The following is a 26,023-nucleotide window of genomic DNA, read 5'->3' as shown; positions in this document are numbered from 1 at the left end:
TTAATCAATCGGTCGATGGCAAATTGGCATTGTCCACATGAAGCCAATGCATGTCGCCCAAAGGTGGACACCGGTTTTGGGACAACGACAGGCATCACCGAAGTGAATCGAAGCCGGAACGGCCGCTGTCGCCAGCGCCGAGGGCAAGGCTTTGTCCGTTCGAGTCTGAAGGAGACTGACATGACCACGTTTGATTTCGCCACCGAGACCTCGCGCATCACCTCGCGTCCGGCCGTTGCGACGCGCGTGGCAAACACTGTCTCCAATGTTTACCGCGCCTGGAAAAATCGCCGCGCCTTCTACCGCCTTGGCGAGATGTCGGATGCCGAACTCGCCGACATCGGCCTGACGCGCGCCGACCTGCATGTCGCCATCGACGTGCCATTCGGCCGCGACCCAACGGCGATGTTGCGCGCAATCGCCAGCGATCGCGTCGAAACGATCGAGGATCTCGCCCGCAAGGTGGCCTGATTGCTTCAGTTTCGGTCCGTTGAACCTTTTTGAGGTTCAGCGCGACCAAGGATTATGCAGGCTCCCCACTCCCTGCCGGTTCCCCGCCGGCCTGCCTGCACGTTGCCCGGTCCTCCCAGGACCGGGCTTTTCTTTTTCTGCTTGGCCGAAGTTTCGCCGCCAGCTCGCCAGCTACCGCCGGTCCATGTCCCGCTTGAACTGGTCGAAGATGTTTTCCACGCCCTTTTGGTACTCGTCGCGCTGCTGGGCGCCGGTCTCGAACATCTTGCCGAACAGATCGTCGAAGGGGTTCCTCGGCCGGCCGCTCGGATTTGTCTGCGGCTGCGGCGCCTGACGCGGCGAGGCCGCCTGTGGCTGTTGCGGCTCCGGCTGTCCGCCCCCGCCGAAACCGCCACCGCCGCCACGCATCATCTCTTCGAATATTTTCCCCAGCGGATTGTCGCCATAGGGGCTCTGGGTCTGCTGCGATTGCTGCGGCTGCGGTGCCCCACCGCCGAACATGTCCTGCAGCACCTTCCCCAACGGATTGTCGCCATAGGGATTGGGTGCCGGCTGCGGCTGGCTTTGCGGCTGCGGCGTCCCGCCGCCGAACATGTCCTGCAAAACCTTGCCGAGCGGGTTGTCCATCGGGTTCTGGGGCTGCGGCGCCTGGCGCGTTTGCGGGGCCTGCATGCCGCTCTGCCGCATCATCTGCTCGATGATCTCGCCGAGCGGATTGCTGCCGCCACCGCCAAAGCCGCCGGCGGCCGCCTGCATCTGTCCTGTCGTCTGCTTGAACAGCCCGCCCATGACCATGGAGGCTATCGCCGGCAGCATCTGCTGCAGGATCTGCTGGCTGACGCCGCTCGCTTGCGCCGCCTGGCTGGCCACGGCGCGCGACAGCTCCTTCGAGCCGAACAGATGGCCCAGAATGCCGTTGCCCTCATCGACGCCTTGCGGCGAGAAGGCTCGCGTCGCGTCCTCGAAATATTTGGCGTGCTGGCCGCTCGCCATCGCCGTCATGAAGGCGCCGAGCCCATAGGGGTCGGCGGTGTTGCGCTGCAGCCCTTGCGAAAAGGCCGGCAGCAGTGCGGCAACGGCCGCCTGCGTCTGCTGCATCGAAAGCCCGTATTGCTGGGCAAGCGCCTGCATGCCGTTGCCGTTCTGAGCCTGCGCCAGCATATCGAACAAGGTAGGCATCGGCTTCTCCTCCGGAAATCCTAGGTGGAGAGCCTAGTTCGTTTCGATGGCCGATTGAAGCGGCTTTTGCCAATCAATCGGCCGCGCCCACTTCGCGGGATTAGTAGGCGTATTCCATGAACACCGGCTCGATAGAGCCGCCCCAGCGCGTGTGATAGGCGGAGAGCATCTCCTCGGCGCTGGTGGTGCCGCGCGCGACGACTTCGTCCAAAGTGTTGAGGAACGAGGTTTCGTCATAACCATCGCGGTTTTTGCGGCCCCGGTTCTTCAGCCCCATGCGCGAGATGACCATCACGTCGCGGGCGATCTCGCGCAGCGTGGTGTTGCGGAAGGGCGCGGAAATGCCTTGTTCCGGCACCGCGTTGCGCATCGCCAGCACTTCCTTGTAGCTCCAGCTGGAGGTCAACGCCTCCGCCGCGTCGAGCGCGGCCTCGTCATAGAGCAGCCCGACCCAGAAGGCCGGCAGCGCGCAGATGCGCCGCCATGGCCCGCCATCGGCGCCACGCATTTCCAGGAAACGCTTCAGCCGCACGTCCGGAAACAGCGTCGACAAATGGTTCGCCCAGTCGCCCATTGTCGGCAGCCCGTCTGGCACTTCGTTGCGCGCGACCCCGGCCATGAACTGGCGGAAGGTGATGTGTGTCATGTCGTGATAGTGGCCGTCGCGGATGACGAAATACATCGGCACGTCGAGCGCCCATTCGACATAGTCGGCGAACCCGAAATCGGGCGAGAAGCAGAATTCGAGCAGGCCCGAGCGCTGGTTGTCGGTGTCGCGCCAGATGTCGCCGCGCCAGCTCTGCAATCCGTTTGGCCGGCTCTCGGTGAACGGCGAATTGGCGAACAATGCCGTCGACAGCGGCTGCAGCTTCAGCGACACCTGCATCTTGCGGCGCATGTCGGCCTCGCTCTCGAAGTCGAGGTTCACCTGGATCGTACAGGTGCGGTACATCATGTCGAGACCCTTGGTGCCGACCTTGGGCATGTAGCGCGTCATGATCTCGTAGCGCGACTTCGGCATTTTCGGCGTCTCGGCCAGCGACCATTTCGGACTGCCGCCAAGGCCGAGAAAACGGATGCCCATCGGCTCGGCGATCTCCCGCACTTGCGCCAGATGCGCGTTGCCCTCGCGGCAGGTTTGGTGGATCGTCTCCAGCGGCGCGCCGGACAGCTCGAACTGGCCGCCGGGTTCCAGCGAAATCGCACCCTGGCCGGTCGGCTCGACCAGGCCGATGATGCGGCCGTCGTCGATGATCGGATCCCAGCCGAGTTTCTGCTGCATGCCTTCGAGGATGGCGCGGATGCCGCGCTCGCCGCCATAGGGCACAGGCGCGTTGCCGTCGACATAGAATGGGAATTTCTCGTGCTCGGTGCCGATGCGCCACTTGTCGCGCGGCTTGTTGCCTTCGGCCAGATGCTCGACGAGTTCATCGACGCCTTCGATCGGGCGGAAATCGGTTGTATCGCGCGCCATTTGCAAGCCCTCCGCACATGATCCCGAAAATCGGCTTTCGATTTTCGGAAAGGATCATCTGCCCCTTCAAATCAAAGTGCTACAGCCTCCTTTGCGCGTTTCGAAAGGACGCGCGGCGCCGTAGGACGATCGGACGACCGCCGGCGCTAAATGGACGAAATGTCAGCAGACGATCAAGCGAAAAATCCTGAGCCACAGGTCAACAGGAATTGAACGCTGGCGAGGGTTTTTTCCTTCTCCCGCAGGGGCAGAAGGGAAGGGCGCTGCTCACCAGTCTCCGACGGTTGCCTGGATCACCGCAAGGGCGGCCACCGCCGCCGTGTCGGCGCGCAGGATGCGCGGGCCAAGCGGGATGGCGGTCACGAAGGGCAGGGCGCGCAGCGTCCTGCGCTCGTCGTCGGAAAAGCCGCCCTCCGGCCCGACCAGCAGCCCAAGCTTCTTTTCCTTGACCGCCTGCAACGCCGGCAGCGGATTGTTGGTCGAGGCGTCCTCGTCGCAGAAGATCAGCCGCCGCTCTCTGTCCCAGCCGGTCAGCAGGCGGTCGAACTTTTCCGCTTCGCGCACCTCCGGCACCGCCAGGATGCCGCATTGTTCGGCGGCTTCGACGACATTGGCGCGCAGGCGATCGATCGAAGGCTTCGCCACTTGCGTGTGCTGGGTGATGACCGGCTGCAGGATGCCTGCGCCCATCTCGACCGCCTTTTGCACGAGATAGTCGAGCCGGCCCTGCTTCAGCGGGGCGAAGCAGTAGATGAGATCGGGCAATGGCGGCTGCGGCCGTTGCGGCGCCAGCACTTTCAGCCGCGCCGCCCTTTTTGTTTTCGCGGCGATTGCCGCCGACCACTCGCCGTCGCGGCCATTGAACACCAGGATTTCGGCGCCTTCACCGAGCCGCAGCACATGCACGAGATAGTGGCTCTGCTGCTGGCCGGCATCGAATTCGATGTCTGGCCCGAGATCGTCGGGCACGAACAGACGTTGCATCTTGTAATTGGCGCGCATCGCCGAGGAATGAGCGAGCCCGCCGCCGGCGTCAAGTCTCGGCGGACGGATGCCACACCGGTCGAAAGCCATGCCGCAGGACGGCGAGCGTGGTGGCCGGGGTCAGCAGCGCAAGCGGCCTGCCGAGCAGGCCGACATCGGCGAGAGGACCATATCCGGCAAAGGACCAGCGCAGTGCCTTGCCGGCGCGCAAGGCATAGGCGATACCGCCATCCGCTACCATCGCACCGTCCGGCAGGCCGGCGAGCTCTTCGAGAGCCACCATCGGTGGCTTGCCGCCCGACGCCAGCCGCTCCTGGTGCAACCGCCTGTCGACCTGCGGCGCGCGCGGTTCGGCAATGCCGAAGGCCTCGCCGAAGCGGCCGACGAAGTCCTTGGCCCGCTCGCGCTGGCAAAAGAAGCAGGGGCGATGCCCGGCCGCCAGTGCCGTCACCTCGTCGAGGAAGAACAGCTCCGTCCAGCCCGCTTTGCCACCGGGCCGGTTGCGCCCCATCGGTTCGCGCCGGACATTGCGGAATTGGCAGACGCAGATGATCCAGGCCGGAAGCGCCCAGCGCTTTTTCAGCAATGTCTTTGTCTCGGGATCGTGGATGATGCCGCGATTGCCGGTGAACAGACCGCGCTCGGGCACGGCGTGGATGGCGCCGAACGGATCGACCCGGTTCTGCAGTGGCATAGCTTTCTCCCGCAACACGCATCTTGGCTGCAATGCAGGCGGCATGATATCGCTCGTCGCATCATTTTCATGTCAGCAGGGTTTTGCGATGCGGGTGCTGGTGGTCCAGAACTACGACAATACCGGCCTTGGCCAGGTCGGCGCCGCGCTTGCCGAAGCGGGCGCCGATCTCGATCTGCGCTTGCCCTACAAGGGCGATCCCCTGCCGAACGACGCGGCTGGCCATGACGCCATGGTGGTGCTCGGTGGCGGCCAGAATGCGCTGGCGGACGACGACTACCCCTATTTTCCGGCACTGCTCGAACTGACCCGCGATTTCGCCGACAAGGATCGTGCCGTGCTCGGCATCTGCCTCGGCAGCCAGCTCGTTGCCCGCGCCTTCGGTGGCGAGAACCGCATCGGTGGCGCCAACGAGTTCGGCTGGCATGGCGTGTCGCTGACGCCGGACGCCAAGGCCGATCCGGTGCTGGGCGCGCTGCCGCAGAAATTCCCGATCTTCCAGTGGCACGACGACACGTTCGTGCTGCCTGAAAATGCCGTGCGGCTCGCCGGCAACGATGTCGCCGAGAACCAGGCGTTTCGCGTCGGCCGTGCGGTCTACGGCTTCCAGTTCCATTTCGAGGCCGACCGCCCGATGGTGAAGGACTGGAGCACGTCCTTTGCCCCGATCATCGCCGCGCGCCATCCCGACTGGGCTGGCAAGCTTGATGGCGAAATGGCCCGCAACGGGCCTGACGCCGATGCTGCCGGTCTCGCCATCGCCCGCGCCTGGGTGGCGACGATCTAGGGTGTGTTGAGCCTCGTCCGCCAGTGCCCTGCCGCGTGACATAATTGGCACGCGGCGGTGAAACCGCCTGGGGAAAACCCCTTTCATCCTTGGCTTGTGTCCGCCCGCCATCCTAGAAGGCGCGCGCTCTGCATCGGCTGTGCAACCGCGATGAACCTTTTGTGTGACCCGTGCGACACACCGTCGATACAGAACGCGCCTAGAAGCGCGAAATCGTCGAAACTTTGAAGCGAATTCTCCGTTTCAACGCATTGGTAACCGCCCGGTGCACAGATGCACAAAGCTCAACAAGAGATGACCTCCGTGAAAGCAGCGCTTCTGTCCTTTGCCATGTTGTCCGCCATCGTGCTGTGCGGTCTCGGCATCTATTCCGCCGACGCAGCCAACAATCACAACGCCGTCGACGGTTACGGCGTCACCGCCTCGTTGCGCTAAGCGGGAAGCGTTTTTCGCGTCCTCGGACGCGCAAAGCTCAAGCTTCCCTTATCGTCCCAGGCTCCTTGATCGTGATCGTCAGGATGCGTTTGTCCGGGCCGTCGACGACGAGCGCGGTCAGCATCCCTGATTGCCAGGCAAGCGTGTCGACATTGACGCGGTTGACCATCACCTCCGCCTCCGGCACCGGCGTGTGCCCGTGCACGACGATCTTCGGGAACAGGCCCGGATAGTTGAGGAAGACGTCGCGGATCCAGATCAGATCCTGCGGGTTTTGCCTTGCCAGCGCGATGCCTGGCCTGATGCCGGCATGGCAGAAGAAGAAATCCCCCAGCGTCAGCGAAAGCCGCAGCGATCGCAATAAATCGATGTGGGTTTGCGGCACCGCCTCGACCAGGGCCTGATGCCCTTTGCGCACGGCGGACTCGGCTTTGCCCAACCACATGCTGGTGCCGTCGCTGATTGCCACGCCGTAGGACAGCGCCGTCTGGATGCCGCCGAAACGGATGAAAAGCCCTTCCGGGTCGGGCTTCTTGAGAAAGTCGAGAAAGCCGACGTCGTGGTTGCCGGCCAGCATCAAATGGCGCGGGTCGCGCTCTCGCGCTTTGATCAAGAAGTCGATGACACCCCGTGAGTCCGGTCCGCGGTCGACATAGTCGCCAAGATGGATGACACGCCAGTCGGCAGGCGCCTCCTGCTCGATCTCGGCCTCGATGCGCTGATGCATTGCGGCCAGCAGGTCGAGCCGGCCATGCACGTCGCCGATTGCGTAAAGACGCACACCTTCCGGCCCATGCGCGTCGAGAAAATGGATGCCGGGTTCTGCCAATGTCCCATTGTCTCCGTGGTCAGGCTGTCACGGGACTTAGCGTCGGAGCTGGTCCTTGCCCATGTCGGTGACCAGACGCTTTCCGCACAGTGCCAGCGTGATGTCCATCTCCTTGCGGATGATTTCCAACGCCTTGGTAACCCCTTCCTTGCCAAGCGCACCCAGGCCGTAAAGAAATGGCCGGCCGATATAGGTGCCCTTGGCGCCGAGGCAGAGCGCCTTCAGCACATCCTGGCCGGAGCGGATGCCGCCATCCATGTGCACTTCGATCGTGTCGCCGACCGCGTCGGCAATCTCTTCCAGCACCATGATCGATGACGACGCGCCGTCGAGCTGCCGCCCGCCATGGTTGGAAACCACGATCGCGTCGGCGCCGGTCTTGGCCGCCATCAGCGCGTCTTCCTTGTCGAGAATGCCTTTCAGGATCAGCTTGCCGCCCCAGCGCTCCTTGATCCAGGCGACATCCTTCCATGACAGATGCGGATCGAATTGCTCGGTCGTCCAGGAGGACAGCGAGGCGATGTCACCGACGCCCTTGGCATGGCCGACAATGTTGCGGAAGGTGCGGCGCTTCGTGCCGGCCATGCCCATCCACCAGCGCGGGCGAATGGCGATGTCGGCGATGTTGGCCAGTGTCATCCGGGGCGGCGCCGAAAGTCCGTTGCGGACATCCTTGTGGCGCTGTCCGAGGACCTGCAGGTCGAGCGTCAGCACCAGCGCCGAGCACTTCGCCGCCTTCGCCCGGTCGATCAGGTCGAGCACGAAATCCTTGTCGCGCAGCACATAGAGCTGGAACCAGAACGGCTTCTTCGTCACCGAGGCGACATCCTCGATCGAGCAGATGCTCATCGTCGACAGGGTGAACGGCACGCCGAATTCCTCGGCAGCTTGCGCCGCCAGCATCTCGCCATCGGCATGCTGCATGCCGGTCAGGCCGGTCGGCGCCAGCGCCACCGGCATCGCCACCTTTTCGCCGATCATGGTCGATTCCAGCGACCGGTTGCTCATGTCGACCAGCACGCGCTGGCGGAACTTGATCTTGGCGAAATCCTCCTCGTTGGCCCGGTAGGTGCTCTCGGTCCAGGCGCCGGAATCGGCATAATCGAAGAACATTTTTGGCACGCGCCGGCGCGCCAGATCCTTGAGGTCGGCGATGGTGAGGATTTGGCTCATGAAGGTCCCCGCTTACTAGGAGCGTCTGCGTGCCGATTCGAGCTCGCCCGCTTCAGAGCGCTGCCTGAGCCTTAGCCGCGAGACGCGTTGCCAGTCGCCGCTGCGCTCGGCCTCGGCCATCGACCGCTCGACATAGATCATGTGGTCCATCGCCGCTTGCCGGGCGGCGGCCGGGTCGCCAGCCTTGACCGCTGTGTGGATCGCCCGGTGCTGGGCAAGCAGGGCGTCGCGCGCGCCGGGCACGGTGAACACCAGCAGCCGGTTCTGGAACACGCCTTCCGACAGCAGCCGGTAGCAGGAGCGCAGCGTGTGCAAGAGCAGGATGTTGTGCGCGCATTCGCAGATCGCGTGGTGGAATTCGACATCGATCTCGGCTTCATCGTCGAAATCACCGGTCCGATGCGCCTCATCCATGCGCGCCATGATGCGGTCGAGCAGCGCCAGATCCTCCGGGGTGGCACGCCGGGCCGCATATTCGGCCGCCACGCCTTCGATCTCGCGCCGGTATTCCAGATAGTCGGCCACCGCCTTGCGATGCGTCGAGATCAGGTCCGCCACCGGCTTGGTGAACAGCTGGCCGATGATGTCGGCGACATGCGTGCCGCCGCCGGCCTTGGTCGTCAAAAGGCCACGCCCTTCGAGCGCCTTCAGCGCATCGCGCAGGATCGGCCGCGACACGTCGAACTGGCGTGCAAGCTCGCGTTCGCCGGGCAACCGGTCGCCGGTGCGCAGCACGCCTTCGAGGATGAGGCTCTCGATCTGCTGCACCACCTCGTCGGCGGTGCGCGAATGCTCGATCCTGGAAAAAATGTCGCTCAACAGAATGCCTGGAAGGTGAACCGGTGTCGCGCAGGATAAAGCCTGCGTCGCCAACTGGTCAAATTATTTATCCAATTGGGCGAAGCGCGTCGATTTGCCGCCAGACGCCATATCGTCTTCGGCTAAACTTTGTTGTTTGCGTCATCTGGCCATTGGCCCTAGAGGGACGCAATGTAAGAGGGTCCAGAGAACCCCGGGGGACAAGCCGTGTCAGACGACCCGTCCAATCTCGAGTTCCAGCCGCGCGCCAAGGGCAGCGTCATGGGGTTTCCAGCGCATGAGGGCCGGCCCGGTGCGCTTGGCGAGGTCCATGCCCGGCCGCATCCGCTGATCGAAAAGCCGCGCGTCCTGGTGCAACTGGCCTTCATGACCGAGGGCGGCTCCGGCGTCGACCATGCGGTGCTGTCCGAACTGTCGCGGCGTCTCGGCATCGCCGCACCCGACCGCCAGGCCCGCCATCACGCCATGAAGTGGGGCAAGGGCTCGCTGCGCTGGGAGCGGCATACGGAATTCTCGACCTATCTGTGGGAAGGGCCGCTCTCCGAAAGCGGCAGAGCGCAGGAGGACTCGCCGTTCGGCAATGGATTTTCGCCGCCAGGCACCGTCATTTCGGGGATCAGGCTCGAAATCCGCAAATGGACGCAAACGAGCGAAAGACTGATCGCCGGCTTCGATCCCACCAGCCTGTGCTATTCGCTGGTCGAGCGCGGCAACGCCGCCATCATCACCGACTTCCGCCAGGATGGCGACGGCATGACCCGCATGCTGGTGCTCGACCGCGGCCTGACGCCGGCGCGCACCGGGGCGCTGTCGCAACGGCTGATCGACATCGAGACCTATCGCACGCTGGCCATGCTTGGCCTGCCGCTGGCGCTGACCTTGTCCGGCCGCGCCCGCCGCATCGAGGACCGGCTGGCGCAGACCACGCTGGAAATGAAGGTCGCCGAGACCCGCGACAGCCAGACGCTGCTGGCCGACCTGACCGAACTTGCCGCCGAGCTGGAAGCCGACGCGGCATCGAGCCTTTACCGCTTTGGCGCCAGCCGCGCCTATGACGGCATCGTCGTCGAGCGGCTGGAGGCGCTCGAGGAAGAAGCCGTGCCTGGCTACGACACCTGGGGTGGGTTCCTGCAGCGCCGCGTCGCGCCGGCCATGCGCACCTGCCGCTCGGTCGAGGAGCGCCAGGCCAACCTGTCGCGCAAGCTGACCCGCGCCACGACGCTGCTGCGCACCTGGGTCGATGTCGAGGTCGAGAAACAGAACCGCGACCTGCTGGCGTCGATGAACAACCGCGCCCGCCTGCAACTGCGCCTGCAGCAGACCGTCGAAGGCCTCTCGGTCGCCGCCGTCTCCTATTATGTGGTCGGCCTCATCGGCTATGTCGCAAAGGGCGCCTCGATCTTCGGCCATGCCTTCGCACCGGAGGTCGTCACGGCTGCTTCGGTGCCGGTCGCCATCCTGCTGGTCTGGTGGGGCGTGCGCCGCGTGCGCCGGATGCATTCCGAACCCGGCAAGCTGGCGGGGGAATAGCGGCAGATTGCCGCTGCGGAAGCTTGTCTCGACCTTGATGTTGGAGTCTTCACCACGGCAGGATTTGCAACCGCCGCGCTTCACTGGTAAAAGATTTTGACCAGTCAAGCAAAAAGAGGCTGCTGATGTCCGGCCTGGCCATGCCGAAACCAGACGACGCCACGATGCGCCGGCGCGACGAGATTGTCGCCGACATGCGCATCATCGTGCCGGGCGAGGGTGTCGTCGACGCCGCCAATTCCATGCGGGCCTTCGAGAGCGATGGCCTGACGGCCTATCGGCAGTTGCCGCTGGTCGTGGTGCTGCCGCAGACGGTGGCGCAGGTTTCCCGCGTGCTGAAATACTGCAACGACCGCAACATCCGCGTCGTGCCGCGCGGCTCCGGCACCTCGCTGTCGGGCGGCGCGCTGCCGCTCGAGGACGCGGTGCTGCTGGTCATGAGCCGCTTCAACCGGATCCTTGAGATAGATTTCCCCAACCGTGTCGTCGTCGCCCAGCCGGGCGTCACCAATCTCGGCATCACCACCGCCGTCGAGCAGGAGGGCTTCTATTACGCCCCCGATCCATCCTCCCAGATCGCCTGCTCGATCGGCGGCAACGTCGCGGAAAATTCCGGCGGCGTGCACTGCCTGAAATACGGCCTCACCGCCAACAACGTACTCGGCATCGAGATGGTGCTGATGAACGGCGAGCTGGTGCGGCTCGGCGGCAGCCACCTCGATGCGGAAGGTTACGACCTGCTCGGCGTCATGACCGGCTCCGAAGGTCTGCTCGGCGTCGTCACCGAAGTCACCGTGCGCATCCTGAAGAAGCCGGAGACCGCCCGCGCTTTGCTGATCGGCTTCCCGACCAGCGAACAGGGCGGCCAGTGCGTCGCCGACATCATCGGCGCCGGCATCATTCCGGGCGGCATGGAGATGATGGACCGGCCGGCGATCCATGCCGCCGAGGATTTCGTCCATGCCGGCTATCCCCTGGATGTCGAGGCGCTGCTGATCGTCGAGCTCGACGGGCCGGGCGTCGAGGTCGATCACCTCATCACCGCCGTCGAGGCGATCGCCATCCGCAACGGTTCGACCACCTGCCGCATCTCGCAGTCGGAGCAGGAGCGGCTGAGCTTCTGGGCCGGCCGCAAGGCGGCCTTTCCGGCGGTTGGCCGCGTCTCGCCGGATTATTACTGCATGGACGGCACCATCCCGCGCAAGGAGCTGCCGCGCGTGCTGGCCGGCATGCGCGAGCTGTCGGAGAAATATGGTCTCGGCGTCGCCAATGTCTTCCATGCCGGCGACGGCAATCTGCATCCGCTGATCCTTTACGACGCCAACGTGCCGGGCGAACTCGACAAGGCCGAAAGCTTTGGCGCCGACATATTGCGGCTCTGCGTCAAGGTCGGCGGCGTCCTGACCGGCGAACACGGCGTGGGCGTCGAGAAACGCGACCTGATGCCGGAAATGTTCAACCAGATCGACCTCGACCAGCAAATGCGCGTCAAATGCGCCTTCGATCCCAACCATCTGCTCAACCCGGGCAAGGTGTTCCCGCAGCTGCGCCGCTGCGCCGAACTCGGCCGCATGCACATTTCCGGCGGCAAGCTGCCGTTTCCGGACATTCCGAGGTTTTGAGGGTGACGGCGTCTCAGAATGGGGGTTCCTCTCCCCCGCTTCACGGGGGCGAGGAACCAGGGACAGCCATGACCATCTTCACTCCAACCACCTCGGCCGAAGTGCTGTCCACCGTCGCCTGGGCGGCGGCGGAGGGATCGCCGCTCGAAATCCTTGGTCATGGTTCTAAGCGCGGCATCGGCCGGCCGCAGCAGAGCGAACACACGCTCGACCTGTCGAAACTCACCGGCGTCACGCTCTACGAGCCGGCCGAACTGGTGCTGTCGGCCAAGGCCGGCACACCGCTGGCCGACATCGAAACGCTGCTGGCGCAAAACGGCCAGCAACTCGCCTTCGAGCCGATGGACTACGGCCCGCTGCTCGGGAGCGAACCTGGCAAAGGCACGATCGGCGGCGTGCTCGCCGCGAACCTGTCCGGCCCGCGCCGGCTGAAGGCGGGCGCGGCGCGTGATCATATCCTCGGCATCAATGCCGTCTCAGGCCGTGGCGAGGCCTTCAAGTCCGGTGGCCGCGTGGTCAAGAACGTCACCGGCTATGATCTGTCGAAGCTGATGGCCAACAGCTGGGGCACGCTGGCCGCGTTCACCGACGTCACCTTCAAGGTGCTGCCCGCTGCCGAGGCCGAGGTCACGCTCGCCATCCGTGGCCTGCTCGATGATGCCGCTGCCGCGGTCATGGCCCTCGCTCTAGGCTCCAGCGCGGAAGTATCGAGTGCCGCGCATCTGCCGGAGCGCATCGCCGCGCGCGTCGCCGGCGGTACACTCGGCAGCGAGGCCGCGACCCTGCTGCGCGTCGAGGGCTTTGGCCCCTCCGTCGCCTATCGCATCGCCGCGCTGAAAACGCTGCTCGGCAAGACCGGGCCGCTGCAGGAGATTGCCGGTGAGGCTTCGCGGCTGATCTGGCGCGATGTTCGTGATTGCAGGCCCTTCGCCGACAACAGCGAGAAACCTGTCTGGCGCGTGTCGATGGCGCCGGGAGAGGGCCACCAGATGGTCCTGACCCTGCGCATGCAGGCCGCCGTCAGCGCCTTCTATGACTGGCAGGGCGGGCTGGTGTGGTTGCGCATGGAAGCGGGCGACCCGGAAGCCGCGTTGCTGCGTGGGCTGTTGAGAAAACATGGCGGCGGCCATGCGACGCTGGTGCGCGCCGCACCCGCCCATCGTGCCGCCCTGCCGGTCTTCGAACCGCAGGCGCCGGCGCTTGCCGCACTCAGCCAGCGCCTGAAGCAGGAATTCGACCCGAAAAACATCCTCAATCCCGGCCGCATGGCTTAGGACCAGAACGCGATGCAGACCAATTTTTCAGCTGCCCAGCTTGCCGATCCGCATGTCGCGGACTCCGAAAAGATCCTGCGCAAATGCGTGCATTGCGGCTTCTGCACCGCCACCTGCCCGACCTATGTGACGCTTGGCAACGAGCTGGATTCGCCGCGCGGGCGCATCTACCTGATCAAGGACATGCTGGAGAACGGCCGTCCCGCCGACAAGGAGATCGTCACCCATGTCGACCGTTGCCTGTCGTGCCTTGCCTGCATGACCACCTGCCCGTCGGGCGTCAACTACATGCATCTGGTCGACCATGCCCGCGCGCACATCCAGGAGACTTACGAGCGGCCGCTGGTCGACCGCCTGATCCGCGCCATGCTGGCCTTCGTGCTGCCCTATCCCGCGCGTTTTCGCGCAGCACTCAGGTTGGCGAGGCTGGCCAAGCCGTTCATTGGCCTGTTCGAGAAGGTCCCGGCGCTGAAGCCGCTTGGCGCCATGCTCAAGCTCGCTCCGGCATCGATCCCGACGGCATCGCCGATGGCCTCGCCGGGCATCCATGCCGGGCAGGGGACCAAAAAGGGCCGCGTCGCCATCCTCACTGGCTGCGCGCAATCGGTGCTTGATCCCGCCATCAACGAAACGACGATTGCGCTGCTGACGCGGCTCGGCGTCGAGGTCGTGGTGCCGCCGGGCGAGGGCTGCTGCGGCGCGCTGGTGCATCACATGGGCCGCGAGCAGGCTGCGCTTGCCTCGGCCAGGCAAAATGTCGACGCCTGGACGCACGCCATCGAACAGGGCGGGCTCGATGCCATCGTCATCACCGCGTCGGGCTGCGGCACGACGATCAAGGACTATGGCTTCATGCTGCGCCTGGATCCGGCCTATGCCGACAAGGCCGCGCGCGTGTCGGCGCTGGCCAAGGACATCACCGAATATCTGGCCGGTCTCGACCTGCCTGAACCGGTGCGCAAGCCCGGCACCATCGTCGCCTATCATTCGGCCTGCTCGATGCAGCACGGCCAGAAGATCACCCGTCAGCCGAAGGAGCTGCTGGCCAAGGCCGGCTTCATTGTGCGCGAGCCGCGCGAGGGCCATCTGTGCTGCGGTTCGGCCGGCACCTACAACATCCTGCAGTCCGAGATTTCGGCCGGGCTGCGCGACCGCAAGGTGAAAAACATCGAGGCGACGGGGGCCTCTATCGTTGCCACCGGCAACATCGGCTGCATCACGCAGATCGCCTCGGCCGCAAAGCTGCCGGTGGTGCATACAATCAAGCTACTCGACTGGGCCTATGGCGGGCCGAAGCCGGAAGGCGTTCCGGAACAGAGCCTGATCGCCGCGGAGTAGGGCCCCGTCCCGGTGCCTATTCCGCCGCGAGCCTGTCGGCCGTGCCGTAGGTCGCCTCATAGAGCGCGCGCTGCCGGCTGAGCGCCACCATCGTGTTGCGCAGCAGGATCGCCACCGTGATCGGACCGACGCCGCCCGGCACCGGGGTGATCCAGGAGGCGACGTCCTTGACGCTCTCGGTGTCGACGTCGCCGACGATACGGCTCGCGCCATCGGGCCCGATCTCGGAATTGATGCCGATGTCGATAACGGCAGCGCCCGGCTTGACCATGTCGGCCTTGATCAGCCGCGGTTTGCCGACGGCGACGAACAGCGCATCGGCGCGACGCGCATGCGCGGCAACCGATCGCGTCATGTGGTGGCAGACCGTCACCGTCGCGCCTTCGCTCATCAGCAGGAAAGCGATCGGCTTGCCGACGATTTCGGAGTGGCCGACGATGACGACTTCCAGCCCCTTGAGATCGAGGCCGGTCTCCCTCAGCAGCTCGACCGAGGCGGCCGCCGTGCAGGGCGCGAGGTCGAGCTGGTTATAGACGATGTTGCCGATCGAGGCCGGATGCATGCCCTCGACATCCTTGAGCGGATGCACCGCCGCCTGCAGCGTCCTGACCGGGATATGCGCCGGCACCGGCCGCTGGATGATGATGCCGGTGACGCGCGGATCGGCGTTGAGGCCGTGGATGGCCGCTTCCAGTTCGCCCGATGTGATGGTGGCGGGAAAGCGCCGTTCCTCGAAATCGATACCGGCCAGTTGCGCCTTGGCGCGCTGGTTGCGCACATAGACTTCCACCGCCGCGGTGTCGCCGACGGTGATCGAGATCAGCTTGGGCGGAAAGCCCTCGGCTTTGGCGATCGCCGCATCCTCGCGCACGGCGGCGATGATGCGCTGGGCAACCGGCCCGCCCTTGAGATAGCGGCTGTCGTCGGACAGGGACATGGGTGAACTCTTTTGCTTTGATACCGCCGACATAGCAAAAGAACATCGGCAAGGGCAGCGCGAAAGCGAACCGTCATGGTTTTTGCGCGACGTGCCGACCAGGGAGTGTCTCGCTGACCTTAAGGCTCCGGTCGAAAACGGAAAGGGCAGCGCGGTTTCCCGTGCTGCCCTTCCTGACTGGCCGCATCCCCATACGGCCCGTCCCCCGTTATCTCCTAGACTGACCGCGAAAAGCGAGGTGCTTTGCCGGCCAAGTGATTCGCACCCGGAACTATATCACCTCGACCGTGGTTCCGACATTGACCCGTTCATAGAGGTCGACGACGTCCTCGTTGCGCATGCGGATGCAACCCGACGACACCGCGCCGCCGATCGTCCATGGCTGGTTGGTGCCGTGGATGCGATATTCGGTCGTGCCGATATAGAGCGCGCGTGCACCGAGCGGGTTCTCCATGCCGCCGGCCAGATAGGTCGGCAGGTAGCGGCCCTTGGCGGCCTCGCGCTTGATCATCTGCGCCGGCGGACGCCAGTCCGGCCACTCGCGCTTGTTGGTGATCTTGTGCGTGCCCGACCACTCGAAGCCGGGTTTGCCGGTGCCGACGCCGTAGCGCCGTGCCTTGCCGTTCTTCTCGACCAGAAAGAGGAAATTCTGCGTCGTGTCGATGACGATCGTGCCCGGCTTCTGCGGGCCGTCATAGGCGACTTCCTGCGGCAGGTAGATCGGGTTGATCTGCGGACGCATGACCATGCGCTTGGCCGGCGCCTGCACCGCCGCCGTCTGCACCCTGTCGGGCTGCCCCGGCTGCGCGTAGCGAAGGCGCGGTTGCTGCACGACCTGGCGGTTCTGGCGCACGATTCCGGGCGCATGGCCAAGCTGCAGCACCCAGGGCGCGGAAAGGTCGGGGCTCACCATCACCGGCGGCCTGTCGGCATAGCGGTCGCCGGCGGCTGAGGGCGTGACGCCGGCGGCAAACACAGCCGCGGCGCCGAGCACGGGAAACAGAACTGTCTTCATCGGGACGCACCTTGATCGTCTGATACAACCGGGTGGAAACGCCCCCGGTTCGGCGATCATTGGCGCGCAAGCAGCAACCGAAACATGAATCGGAATGCGTAAAATGCGTGCGTGTCAGTAAACCTTTCGGTGTGGTTACCGCCGGGTTCAGGAATCTGGTAAAGCCACGGTAAATGCAGCGCAAAGGCGCATTAACGAACGGATTTTTAGCTATGGAAAAGGAAAACACCGGCCTGCTGGCCGGTCCCGACGGTGTCGCGCGCTGCTTCTGGCACGGCAATCTGCCCGACTATCTGCACTACCACGACCACGAATGGGGCCGGCCCGTCGCCGACGACCGCAGGCTGTTCGAAAAGATCTGCCTCGAAGGTTTCCAGTCGGGCCTGTCGTGGCTGACCATCCTGCGCAAACGGGAGAATTTTCGCGACGCCTTCGCCAACTTCGAATTCGATCATGTCGCCGCCTTCACCGACAAGGACGTCGAGCGCCTGCTCGGCAATGCCGGCATCATCCGCCATCGCGGCAAGATCGTCTCGACCATCAACAACGCCAAACGCGCCCGCGAGATGGCCGATGAATTCGGCTCGCTGGCAGCCTGGTTCTGGAGGTTCGAACCCGGCAAGGACGAGCGGCCCGAAATCGTCGACCTCGCCCATCTGCGCGCCAACCCGACCACGGCGGTATCGGTTCGCTTTTCAAAGGAGCTGAAGAAGCGTGGCTGGAGCTTCGTCGGCCCGACCACGGTCTACGCCTTCATGCAGGCCATGGGCCTGGTCAACGACCATCTCGAGGGCTGTGTCTGCCGCAAGCAAGTCGAGAAGGAGCGGAAGGCTTTTAAAAGGCCGAAGTAACTCCCTTCTCCCCGTTCACCGGGCAATCGCATATGGCGCCGCCAGCCCCCCACTCCGGCCGCTGCGCGGCCACCTCTCCCCCATGTCCATGGGGGAGAGGACACCCAAGCCTTTCAAGGCTGCAACCTCGGCGGTTGGCATTTCCTCTTCCCCCCGAATGTGGGGGAGAGGTGGCTCGGCGAAGCCGAGACGGAGTGGGGGAGCGCCATATGCGATTGCCATGCCGTTCACGGGGAGAAGGTGCCGGCAGGCGGATGAGGGGCAGCGCGACGTTTCGTAGATTCGCGCTGCCCGCCGTCGCTGAACGTACATAGCTATCGTTGCAGCCGCTGGCGCTGACCCGTCTAAACTTCAGGTGCCGTTGGCGCTGGCCAGGAAAAGCCCGGCGACAATCGCCACCACCGTGGCCACGGTCGGGTAGATCACCAGCAGGCCGGTCATCAACGCGTCGCGCATGGATGGCCCGTTGCTGGTGTCGGCGGGTATGTCGAAGGGGCCGGCAGCCTGGCTGACCATTGTCTGAGCGTGGATGCCGGCTGGGCGCAGGCGCGCGGGCAATTCGCCGGCGATGGCCTGGAATCTTGCGGTGCTGGTCATGGCCCGAACCCCTTCGTGTCCGCGTGGTTATCGGCGGCGATTGTGTCGGCACGATGCCGCGCTCATGGCGGGATTGTTTCATTTTTGGTGCGGGTTGTTTCAGGGCGGTTCGGTTCGGTCTTCTCCCGGCAGGGAGAGGCAAGGCTGCAAACCCTTGCCGCACAAAGCTGCATCGGTTAGGACACGCGCGCTGCGGAAAATAGGAGATTTCCTACCGCACGAAGCCACGAAACACCGAGTACCCATCCCATGGCCGACAAATCGGAAAAGACGAAAGCGCGGCTGCCGCGCGGTTTTGCCGACCGCAGCGCTGAAGACATCCGCGCCGTCGAGAAGATGATGGCGACGATCCGCTCGGTCTATGAGCTCTACGGCTTCGAACCGGCCGACCAGCCGCTGATCGAATACACCGATGCGCTTGGAAAATTCCTGCCCGACCAGGACCGGCCGAACGAAGGCGTGTTCTCCTTCCAGGACGATGACGATCAATGGCTGTCGCTGCGCTATGACCTGACCGCGCCGACGGCGCGCTTTGTCGCCGAGAATTACGAGCGGCTGCCCAAGCCCTATCGCAGCTATCGCTCCGGCTGGGTATTCCGCAATGAGAAGCCCGGCCCCGGCCGCTTCCGCCAGTTCATGCAGTTCGACGCCGACACCATCGGCACGCCGGGCGTGGCCGCCGACGCCGAGATGGCGATGATGATGGCCGACGTCATGGAAGCGCTCGGCATCAAGCGCGGCGACTACGTCATCCGCGTCAACAACCGCAAGGTGCTTGACGGCGTGCTGGAGGCGATCGGCCTTGGCGGCGACGACAATGCCGGCCGCCGGCTGACGGTGCTGCGGGCGATCGACAAGCTGGACAAGCTCGGGCCCGAAGGCGTGCGGCTCCTGCTTGGACCGGGGCGCTGGGATGGCGGCAAGGAAGGCGAAGGCGACTTCGCCAAGGGCGGCGGGTTGAATGATTTGCAAGCCGAGGCGGTGCTTCTCGCGACGGCGAGGAATGAGCAGGCTGGCCAGGAGTCCAGCGTCAGCGCGAACGCGGTTTTCCAGGAAGGCGTTGGCGAACTCTCGACGATCGAATCCCTGGTGCGGGCCGCGGGATATGCCGAAGACCGTATTGCCATGGACCGTTCCGTCGTGCGTGGCCTCGAATACTACACAGGCCCGGTTTTCGAGGCCGAGCTGCTGGCCGAGATCCCCAATGAGGACGGCCAGATCGTGCGCTTCGGCTCGGTCGGCGGCGGCGGGCGCTATGATGGCCTGGTCTCGCGCTTTCGCGGCGAGCCGGTGCCGGCGACCGGTTTTTCGATCGGCGTTAGCAGGCTGATGACGGCGCTGAAGAACCTCGGCAAGCTCGACAGCGCCGACGTGATCGCGCCGGTCGTCGTGCTGGTGATGGACAGGGACACGACAAGCCTCGGCCGTTACCAGAAGATGGTGAGCGAGTTGCGCGGCGCCGGCATCCGTTCCGAGATGTATCTCGGCGGCGCCGGCATGAAGGCGCAGCTGAAATACGCCGACCGCCGCGGCTGCCCGGTCGCCATCATCCAGGGTGGCGACGAGCGCGCCAAGGGCGAGCTGCAGATCAAGGACCTGATCGAAGGCGCGCGCATGTCGGCCGAGATCACGGACAACGCCGAATGGCGCGCCGCGCGCCCGGCGCAGGTGACGGTGGCGGAAAGCGAACTGGTCGCCGAGGTGAAGAAGATCTTGGCGGCGCAGGCCGAGGAGAGGGCGCGTGGCAAGTAGAGGCCGCGTTCTGTCGCGCCCCCCCTCTGTCCGGCCGGACATCTCCCCCACGAGGGGGGAGATTGGCCGCTTCATCCGCCTCGCGTTTCTTGCAATGCAGGCGATTGGCGAAAGCCGTCGCGACTTTCGATCTCCCCCCTCGTGGGGGAGATGTCCGGCAGGACAGAGGGGGGCGCCGTAGAGCACCGACGTGCGGCCGACCCACTGGGCCCAAATCAGCGGATCGTGCGATACGGAGGCCAAATTGACCTCCCGCTACCCCGCAATATCAGCCGACATCATCAACCTCTTCGCCACGCGCAACACGCATGCGGTCGAGGTTGCCGTGCTGCAGCCGGCGGACCCGTTCCTCGACATGGCCGGCGAGGATCTGCGCAGGCGCATTTTCCTCACCGAAAGCGAGACCGGGCAGACGCTGTGCCTGCGGCCGGAATTCACCATTCCGGTCTGCCTCGATCACATCAGCTCGCAGGCCGGCACGCCGCGCCGCTATTCCTACCTCGGCGAGGTGTTTCGCCAGCGCCGCGAAGGCGGCAACGAGTTCTTCCAGGGCGGCATCGAGGATCTCGGCGACCGCGACACCGCTGAGGCCGATGCCCGCTCGCTGGCCGATGCGCATGCGCTGCTTGCCCTGGTGCTGCCTGGCCAGGCGCTGGCGATCACGCTCGGCGACCAGACCATTTTCGAGGCGGTGCTGGCCGCGCTTGGCCTGCCGCGCGGCTGGCGCATGCGTCTTGCCCGCGCCTTCGGCTCGGCGCCGATGCTGCAGGCCGCACTCGCCGACCTCGCCAACCCGCCGCGCAACGGCCAGCTCTCCGGCCCGGTCGCGGCTCTTGTCCTCGACGGCGATGTCGAAGGTCTTTCCGCGCATATCGCCGGTGGCATGGAGGCGGCCGGCCTGTCGGCCTCCGCCGGGCGCTCGCCGGCCGACATTGCGCGGCGGTTGATCGAGAAGGCCGAATTGCGCAGCGTGCGGCTGTCGAACGAGGCTTTTTCGGCGCTGAAGGTTTTTCTGGCGATCGACGTGCCGCTGGATGGCGCGGTCCAGGCGCTGGACGCCTTCGCCAGTGGTGCCGGGCTGTCGCTGGGCGCGGCGTTGGAGAAGTTCGCCGCCCGCGCCAAGGCGATCGAGGCGCACGGCCTGCCGGTCGGAACAATCCGCTACGATGCCGCCTTCGGCCGTCCGCTCGACTACTACACCGGCCTGGTCTTCGAGATCGCAGCGCAGAATGGCGACCGGCCGCTGGTCGGCGGCGGCCGCTATGACCGGCTGCTGACGTTGCTTGGCGCCAAGACGCCGATCCCCGGCGTCGGCTTTTCCGTCTGGCTCGACCGCATAGAAGCCTTGCGGGAGACGGCGCCATGATCACGCTGGCGATCCCGTCGAAAGGCCGCCTCAAGGAGCAGGCGCTGGAGGTGCTGGCCAAGGCCGGGTTCGCCGTCAGCCTGCCCGGCGACGAGCGCGCCTACCGCGCCCGCATCGAAGGCGCGGAAAGCATCGAAGTGGCGTTCCTGTCGGCATCCGAGATTGCTGGCGAGATCGGCCAGGGCGCGGTCGATCTCGGCATCACCGGCGAAGACCTGGTGCGCGAGAACCTCGCCGACTGGGAGGCCCGCGCCGAAATCGTAGCCCGTCTCGGCTTCGGCAGTGCCGATGTGGTGGTCGCTGTGCCTGAGATCTGGCTCGACGTCGACACCATGGCCGATCTCGATGACGTCGCCGCCGATTTCCGCCAGCGGCATGGCAGGCGGCTGCGCATCGCCACCAAATACTGGCGGTTGACGCAGCAATTCTTCTCGCAAAAACACGGCATCCAGGTCTATCGCATCGTCGAGAGCCTCGGCGCCACCGAAGGCGCGCCGGCCGCGGGGCTGGCCGATGTCATCGTCGACATCACCACCACAGGCTCGACGCTGCGCGCCAATCATCTCAAGGTGCTGGGCGACGGCCTCGTCCTGAAGTCGCAGGCCTGCCTCGTGGCGTCGAGGAAGACGCGCGCGGCGGCGGATGAAGCAATGTTGCGCGACATCGCCGCGAAGATGGCAGCGGCCGTAGGGTAGCGGTGGGGGCTTCCTGCCCGCCACAGCGCTCCGAACTCAGGTTGATAATTGGCCTGACGATGGCCGGTCCGGCGGTGTCGGCAGCCTTTGTGCCGGGAGCTTTTCATTGACATGTGAGGGCAGTTATGCTACCGATTTGGGCATGGTGCTGATCCGCGCCACTGACCCGCCGCGAGGCGGGTTTTTCGTTTGATGCTTCCTCAACCCAACGCGCCGGCGAAGGCTCCGAAGAAAACCCGTTAACCCGGATTCGTTGCGCTGCCCCATACCATCGACGGGATTTTCACCACTCCCTCAGGCTGATAGGCTCGCCCCATCCTGGAGGAGACAGCGATGCCGATCAATCTCGACGAGCTGAAGAATGCCACCAATCTGCGCGGGCGTGGATCGCGCGGTGGCGCTGTCTTCGTGGCGCCCGTCGATGGCAAGGCGCATGTCTCGGGCGAGCGCAGCGTGCCGCTGCTCGACAAGACCATACCGGCGCTGTTTTCCGACACCGCCAGCAAATACGCCACGCTCGATGCCGCCGTCTTCGTCGACCAGGACAAGCGCTTCACCTGGAGCGAACTGTCGGACACGGTCGACGCGCTGGCCGCCGGCTTCCTGGCGCTCGGCCTGCAAAAGGGCGATCGCGTCGGCATCTGGTCGCCCAACCGCTGGGAATGGCTGGTGACGCAGTTCGCCACCGCCCGCATCGGCCTGATTCTGGTCAACATCAATCCGGCCTATCGGCTGACCGAGCTCGACTATGCCTTGAACAAGGTCGGCTGCAAGGCGCTGGTCACGGCGGCCAAATTCAAGACCTCCGATTATCTCGGCATGATCGAGACGCTGGCGCCGGAGATCGCGACGGCGACACCGGGCAAGCTCAAGGCAAAGAAATTGCCTGCGCTGAAGATCGTCATCCGCATGGGCGACGAGAACTCGCCCGGCATGTTCAATTTCGGCGATGTGCTGGCCATGGCCGGGCGCGACGAGCATGACAGCCTCGACCGCATCTCGGAGGGGCTGAAGCCCGGCGACGCCATCAACATTCAGTTCACGTCGGGCACCACGGGAGCGCCCAAGGGCGCGACGCTGACCCACAACAACATCGTCAACAACGGCAATTTCGTCACCTCGGCGATCAGGCTGACCGTCGACGACCGGCTGTGCATCCCGGTGCCGCTCTATCATTGCTTCGGCATGTCGATGGGCACGATGGGCTGCGTGTCGAAGGGCGCGACGATGGTTTTCCCGGGCGAGGGCTTCGATGCCGGCGCCACGCTGAAGGCAGTGGCGCAGGAGCGCTGCACCGGGCTCTATGGCGTGCCGACCATGTTCGTAGCACTCCTCGACCATCCGGATTTCGCGTCCTTCGATCTCACCAGCCTGCGCACCGGCATCATGGCCGGCTCGCCATGCCCGATCGAGGTGATGAAGAAGGTGGTGTCGCTGATGCATATGGAGGAAGTGACCATCGCCTACGGCATGACCGAGACCAGCCCGGTGTCGTTCCAGAGCGGCGTCGACGACCCGCTGGAAAAGCGCGTCTCGACGGTCGGGCGCATCCACCCGCATGTCGAGGTCAAGGCGGTCGATGCCGATGGCTTGATCGTCGCCGTCGGCGCGCCGGGCGAGCTGTGCACGCGCGGCTATTCCGTGATGAAGGGCTATTGGGACGACGAGGAGAAGACCCGCGAGGCGATCGACACCGATGGCTGGATGCACACCGGCGACCTCGCCACCATCGATGCCGAGGGCTATTGCAACATCGTCGGCCGGGTCAAGGACATGGTCATCCGCGGCGGCGAGAACGTCTATCCGCGCGAGGTCGAAGAATTTTTGTACCGCCATCCCAAGGTCAGGGAAGTGCAGGTGTTCGGCATCCCCGACGCCAAATATGGCGAGGAGCTGTGCGCCTGGATCGTTCTTAAGCCCGGCCAGATCGCCACCGAGCAGGAGATCAAGACCTTCTGCGCCGGCCAGATCGCCCACTACAAGATCCCCCGCTACATCCGCTTCCGCAGCGAATTGCCGATGACGGTGACCGGTAAACCGCAGAAATTCCTGATGCGCGAGGCGATGGTCGAGGAACTGGGGCTGGTGACGCAGAAGACGGCTTGAGGGGCCAGCTTCGTCCTGCGGCTGGGGTGATTTGCGCCAAAGGCCATCCATGAACAGTGCTCGAATGACTGCAATGGAGCCGGAAGCAGTAGGTCCGCTTGTGGTGCAGGGAAGAACGACTGAGGACGTCGATGCAGAGGAGCCTAGCCCTTTTCCCTGGCGTCATTCTCAGCAGAATCTAAATTCGGTCGTTCGCTTCCTTGCTTCTCAACATTGTAGACGCGAACGTGCCCTTCGAGGCCTTTGAACTGGCGCGTACCGAGGTCAACGATCGGCATGTTGCCAGGCAAATGGCGCGCCACGGAATAATCGATAAGGATTTGTCGATCTTCAGCGGACGAACACAGCCTCGATGCCAAGTTCACGACATTGCCAATTGCAGTGTAGTCAGCGCGGGCCTCATAGCCAATTCGACCCACCGTTGCCCACCCCATAGCGAGACCCATGCCGAAGCCAATCTCATAACCACGCTGCCGCCAACCAGATATGAGCTCTTGTGTGGAATCCTGCATGTCGACAGCCATTTTTACGGCATGAAGCGCCGGCTCTTCACATGGAACCGGAGCGTTGACGAGAATCATCAATCCATCCGCCGAAAAACTAGTCAGCGTTGCTTCATACTTGGTGATGATCGCGCCGAGCGCCTCATAGTACTCACGCAGGACCTGCATGAGGTTCTCAGGCTCGGCGTGCGCTGAAAATGCAGTAAAGCCACGCAAGTCGCTAAAAACAGCGACTACTTCTGCGCGCTGTCCAGCGAGCATTCGCTCGTCACCGGCCTTCTCTACGAGTTCCGCAACCTGTGGTGCAAGGAAGCGCTTCAACCGCGTCAGTCGCTCCGCGCGGTCCCGCGATGTGGCAAGTTCCTGCGCCATTTGGTTGAACCGAGCAGCCAACCGCTCAAGTTCGTCTCCAGTGGAGATGTTGATCCGGTGATCGAACTGTCCAGCACCGATCTTGAGGGCGCCCTCCTCCAACAGGAGGATAGGCCCGCTCATCCGTCTGGCAAGCCAATATGCGAGCACCGCCGCAAGGACTGTGGCGAGGAACAACAACCCGCCGGTCCGCCACAATGAAGCGTATAGAGGCGCAAAAGCCTCTGCCTGCGACTGCTCGACAATTACCATCCAGCCGGCCGCGGTAACCGGCGCGCCAACAGTCACAACGCGTTCATTCTCGGCGTTGCGGCTTGCAATCGCAGTGCCGCCTGCGGCAGCGATCGCATCCCGCAATTCGCGCAGGGCCAACGCTGCTTTCTCGTCGGCGCCCTGCATCACTTTGCTGATCGCGGGGTGAGCGATGAGGCGGCCGGCCTGGTCGATGACAAATCCCCGGCCGCTGCGGCCCACGCGGATTTCGGAAACGATGAGCCAGATAGGCTTCAGACTGATTTCGGCGATGACCGAGTTGGCGATGACTAAATTGTCGTAACTGGCCATCGCCATGGTTACGGAGGGTTCGGAACCCGGGCGATAAATGACTGGGCCGTACCAGACCTTCGCCGTCCTGACGCCCACGACAGCGGGATCGCCTGAGCGATCCGCCCCGCTTTCTGTCCTGTTTTTGCCAGTGCGAGAGATGTGCAGCCGCTCCGCGCCAGTACCGTCGACAATACTGATGCTGAGGATACCCGGGACCTGGTGCATCGCTCGTACGGCAAGAAGCCGAAGCTGTTTCACGCTGGCCATATTCGACCCTTCCGGGGGGATCGTCGAGCCGAGCGAAAGCTGGATGCTGTCAAGAAAGCTCTCAATTTTGTCGGCCGCCGATGTTGCCTCGGACTGCAGCAGGGCACTGAGGATCGCATGCTGGTCGACATAGCTGAACGACGTGTTGCTGATGCCACCGGCAGCCATCGGAAAAATGGCCGCCGCGAACAAGACTAAGAAATACTTCTGAAATAGCGATCGACGCATGGATGCGGCTTTGAGATTGGAGGAAGGTCTCCCACGTGATGCGACCCGACCATAGGTCGCGACAGCTCAGTCCCAGAAAGGTAACCTAAATTATTGCGTCTTGGTATGGGCTGAGCCGTTCCCACTCATGGTCGCGTCTCGTGCCTTCCATTGGGGTTTGGATAAAGGAATGTTTCCCG

At 64.4% G+C, this 26,023-nt stretch carries 23 protein-coding genes; 12 read left to right on the top strand and 11 right to left on the bottom strand.

The window, feature by feature from the left end; translation table 11 throughout:
* Positions 1-180 precede the first annotated feature (180 nt).
* On the top strand, positions 181-471 hold the full coding sequence (locus tag ACFSQT_RS36325; RefSeq protein ID WP_379026841.1) for a DUF1127 domain-containing protein: 291 nt from the start codon (positions 181-183) through the stop codon (positions 469-471).
* 171 nt (positions 472-642) lie between these two features.
* Here ACFSQT_RS36325 and ACFSQT_RS36320 read toward each other — a convergent pair whose 3' ends face one another.
* From ACFSQT_RS36320 to ACFSQT_RS36305, 4 genes are all read right to left on the bottom strand, one after another.
* Positions 643-1,650: a DUF937 domain-containing protein gene (locus tag ACFSQT_RS36320; protein WP_379026840.1), complete on the bottom strand. Its 1,008-nt coding sequence runs from the start codon at positions 1,648-1,650 to the stop codon at positions 643-645.
* A gap of 100 nt (positions 1,651-1,750) precedes the next feature.
* Complete coding sequence (locus ACFSQT_RS36315) at positions 1,751-3,124, bottom strand: glutamate--cysteine ligase (RefSeq protein ID WP_379026839.1); 1,374 nt, start codon at positions 3,122-3,124, stop codon at positions 1,751-1,753.
* 267 nt (positions 3,125-3,391) lie between these two features.
* Positions 3,392-4,126 (bottom strand): 16S rRNA (uracil(1498)-N(3))-methyltransferase, encoded by a 735-nt coding sequence (locus ACFSQT_RS36310; RefSeq protein ID WP_379026919.1) that lies wholly within the window; start codon positions 4,124-4,126, stop codon positions 3,392-3,394.
* A gap of 31 nt (positions 4,127-4,157) precedes the next feature.
* Positions 4,158-4,802 (bottom strand): hypothetical protein, encoded by a 645-nt coding sequence (locus ACFSQT_RS36305; RefSeq protein ID WP_379026838.1) that lies wholly within the window; start codon positions 4,800-4,802, stop codon positions 4,158-4,160.
* Positions 4,803-4,890: 88 nt separating this feature from the next.
* Here ACFSQT_RS36305 and ACFSQT_RS36300 point away from each other — a divergent pair, with 88 nt between their 5' ends.
* Entirely contained in the window at positions 4,891-5,589 is a 699-nt protein-coding gene (locus tag ACFSQT_RS36300; protein ID WP_379026837.1) for a type 1 glutamine amidotransferase, read from the top strand.
* Positions 5,590-5,892: 303 nt separating this feature from the next.
* Complete coding sequence (locus ACFSQT_RS36295; protein WP_257784452.1) at positions 5,893-6,024, top strand: hypothetical protein; 132 nt, start codon at positions 5,893-5,895, stop codon at positions 6,022-6,024.
* 37 nt (positions 6,025-6,061) lie between these two features.
* Here the strand turns inward: ACFSQT_RS36295 and ACFSQT_RS36290 are convergent, their stop codons facing one another.
* The 3 genes from ACFSQT_RS36290 to ACFSQT_RS36280 are packed head-to-tail and all read right to left on the bottom strand — an operon-like array spanning position 6,062 to position 8,845.
* Positions 6,062-6,853 (bottom strand): metallophosphoesterase, encoded by a 792-nt coding sequence (locus ACFSQT_RS36290; protein WP_379026836.1) that lies wholly within the window; start codon positions 6,851-6,853, stop codon positions 6,062-6,064.
* Between the two features lie 36 nt (positions 6,854-6,889).
* Positions 6,890-8,026, bottom strand: a complete 1,137-nt coding sequence (locus tag ACFSQT_RS36285; protein WP_379026835.1) for an alpha-hydroxy acid oxidase — start codon at positions 8,024-8,026, stop codon at positions 6,890-6,892.
* A gap of 15 nt (positions 8,027-8,041) precedes the next feature.
* Positions 8,042-8,845 (bottom strand): FCD domain-containing protein, encoded by an 804-nt coding sequence (locus tag ACFSQT_RS36280; protein ID WP_379026834.1) that lies wholly within the window; start codon positions 8,843-8,845, stop codon positions 8,042-8,044.
* Between the two features lie 207 nt (positions 8,846-9,052).
* On the opposite strand from ACFSQT_RS36280, the gene ACFSQT_RS36275 reads away from it, so the two are divergent.
* From ACFSQT_RS36275 to glcF, 4 genes are all read left to right on the top strand, one after another.
* On the top strand, positions 9,053-10,375 hold the full coding sequence (locus ACFSQT_RS36275) for a DUF3422 family protein (RefSeq protein WP_379026833.1): 1,323 nt from the start codon (positions 9,053-9,055) through the stop codon (positions 10,373-10,375).
* A gap of 125 nt (positions 10,376-10,500) precedes the next feature.
* Positions 10,501-11,997: an FAD-linked oxidase C-terminal domain-containing protein gene (locus ACFSQT_RS36270; protein ID WP_379026832.1), complete on the top strand. Its 1,497-nt coding sequence runs from the start codon at positions 10,501-10,503 to the stop codon at positions 11,995-11,997.
* Positions 11,998-12,065: 68 nt separating this feature from the next.
* A complete protein-coding gene (locus ACFSQT_RS36265) occupies positions 12,066-13,271 on the top strand; it encodes an FAD-binding protein (protein WP_379026831.1) in 1,206 nt (401 codons plus the stop codon).
* Between the two features lie 12 nt (positions 13,272-13,283).
* The gene (gene glcF / locus ACFSQT_RS36260; protein ID WP_379026830.1) at positions 13,284-14,609 is read left to right on the top strand and encodes a glycolate oxidase subunit GlcF; all 1,326 of its coding nucleotides are present in this window, start codon (positions 13,284-13,286) and stop codon (positions 14,607-14,609) included.
* 16 nt (positions 14,610-14,625) lie between these two features.
* Here glcF and ACFSQT_RS36255 read toward each other — a convergent pair whose 3' ends face one another.
* Positions 14,626-15,546: a bifunctional 5,10-methylenetetrahydrofolate dehydrogenase/5,10-methenyltetrahydrofolate cyclohydrolase gene (locus ACFSQT_RS36255; RefSeq protein WP_379026829.1), complete on the bottom strand. Its 921-nt coding sequence runs from the start codon at positions 15,544-15,546 to the stop codon at positions 14,626-14,628.
* 271 nt (positions 15,547-15,817) lie between these two features.
* Positions 15,818-16,561 (bottom strand): L,D-transpeptidase, encoded by a 744-nt coding sequence (locus ACFSQT_RS36250; protein WP_379026828.1) that lies wholly within the window; start codon positions 16,559-16,561, stop codon positions 15,818-15,820.
* Between the two features lie 212 nt (positions 16,562-16,773).
* Here ACFSQT_RS36250 and ACFSQT_RS36245 point away from each other — a divergent pair, with 212 nt between their 5' ends.
* The gene (locus tag ACFSQT_RS36245) at positions 16,774-17,412 is read left to right on the top strand and encodes a DNA-3-methyladenine glycosylase I (RefSeq protein ID WP_379026827.1); all 639 of its coding nucleotides are present in this window, start codon (positions 16,774-16,776) and stop codon (positions 17,410-17,412) included.
* Positions 17,413-17,763: 351 nt separating this feature from the next.
* On the opposite strand, the gene ACFSQT_RS36240 is transcribed toward ACFSQT_RS36245, so the two are convergent.
* On the bottom strand, positions 17,764-18,009 hold the full coding sequence (locus ACFSQT_RS36240; RefSeq protein WP_379026826.1) for a hypothetical protein: 246 nt from the start codon (positions 18,007-18,009) through the stop codon (positions 17,764-17,766).
* Positions 18,010-18,258: 249 nt separating this feature from the next.
* Here ACFSQT_RS36240 and hisS point away from each other — a divergent pair, with 249 nt between their 5' ends.
* The 4 genes from hisS to ACFSQT_RS36220 all read left to right on the top strand — a co-directional run bounded on the left by hisS (position 18,259) and on the right by ACFSQT_RS36220 (position 23,928).
* A complete protein-coding gene (gene hisS, locus ACFSQT_RS36235) occupies positions 18,259-19,761 on the top strand; it encodes a histidine--tRNA ligase (RefSeq protein ID WP_379026825.1) in 1,503 nt (500 codons plus the stop codon).
* A 244-nt stretch (positions 19,762-20,005) separates the two neighbouring features.
* Entirely contained in the window at positions 20,006-21,127 is a 1,122-nt protein-coding gene (locus ACFSQT_RS36230) for an ATP phosphoribosyltransferase regulatory subunit (RefSeq protein ID WP_379026824.1), read from the top strand.
* Positions 21,124-21,822, top strand: coding sequence for an ATP phosphoribosyltransferase (gene hisG, locus ACFSQT_RS36225; RefSeq protein WP_379026823.1), 699 nt, complete (start codon positions 21,124-21,126; stop codon positions 21,820-21,822). Before ACFSQT_RS36230 ends, hisG begins: the two co-directional genes overlap by 4 nt.
* 333 nt (positions 21,823-22,155) lie before the next feature.
* Positions 22,156-23,928: an AMP-binding protein gene (locus ACFSQT_RS36220; RefSeq protein ID WP_379026822.1), complete on the top strand. Its 1,773-nt coding sequence runs from the start codon at positions 22,156-22,158 to the stop codon at positions 23,926-23,928.
* Between the two features lie 143 nt (positions 23,929-24,071).
* On the opposite strand, the gene ACFSQT_RS36215 is transcribed toward ACFSQT_RS36220, so the two are convergent.
* Complete coding sequence (locus tag ACFSQT_RS36215; protein WP_379026821.1) at positions 24,072-25,844, bottom strand: adenylate/guanylate cyclase domain-containing protein; 1,773 nt, start codon at positions 25,842-25,844, stop codon at positions 24,072-24,074.
* Between the last annotated feature and the right edge of the window lie 179 nt (positions 25,845-26,023).

It is taken from the genome of Mesorhizobium calcicola, assembly GCF_042682105.1.
In the GTDB taxonomy this organism is placed as follows: domain Bacteria; phylum Pseudomonadota; class Alphaproteobacteria; order Rhizobiales; family Rhizobiaceae; genus Mesorhizobium; species Mesorhizobium calcicola.
Note: the sequence above shows the minus strand (reverse complement) of the source record. Positions and strands in the feature narration are given on the sequence as shown.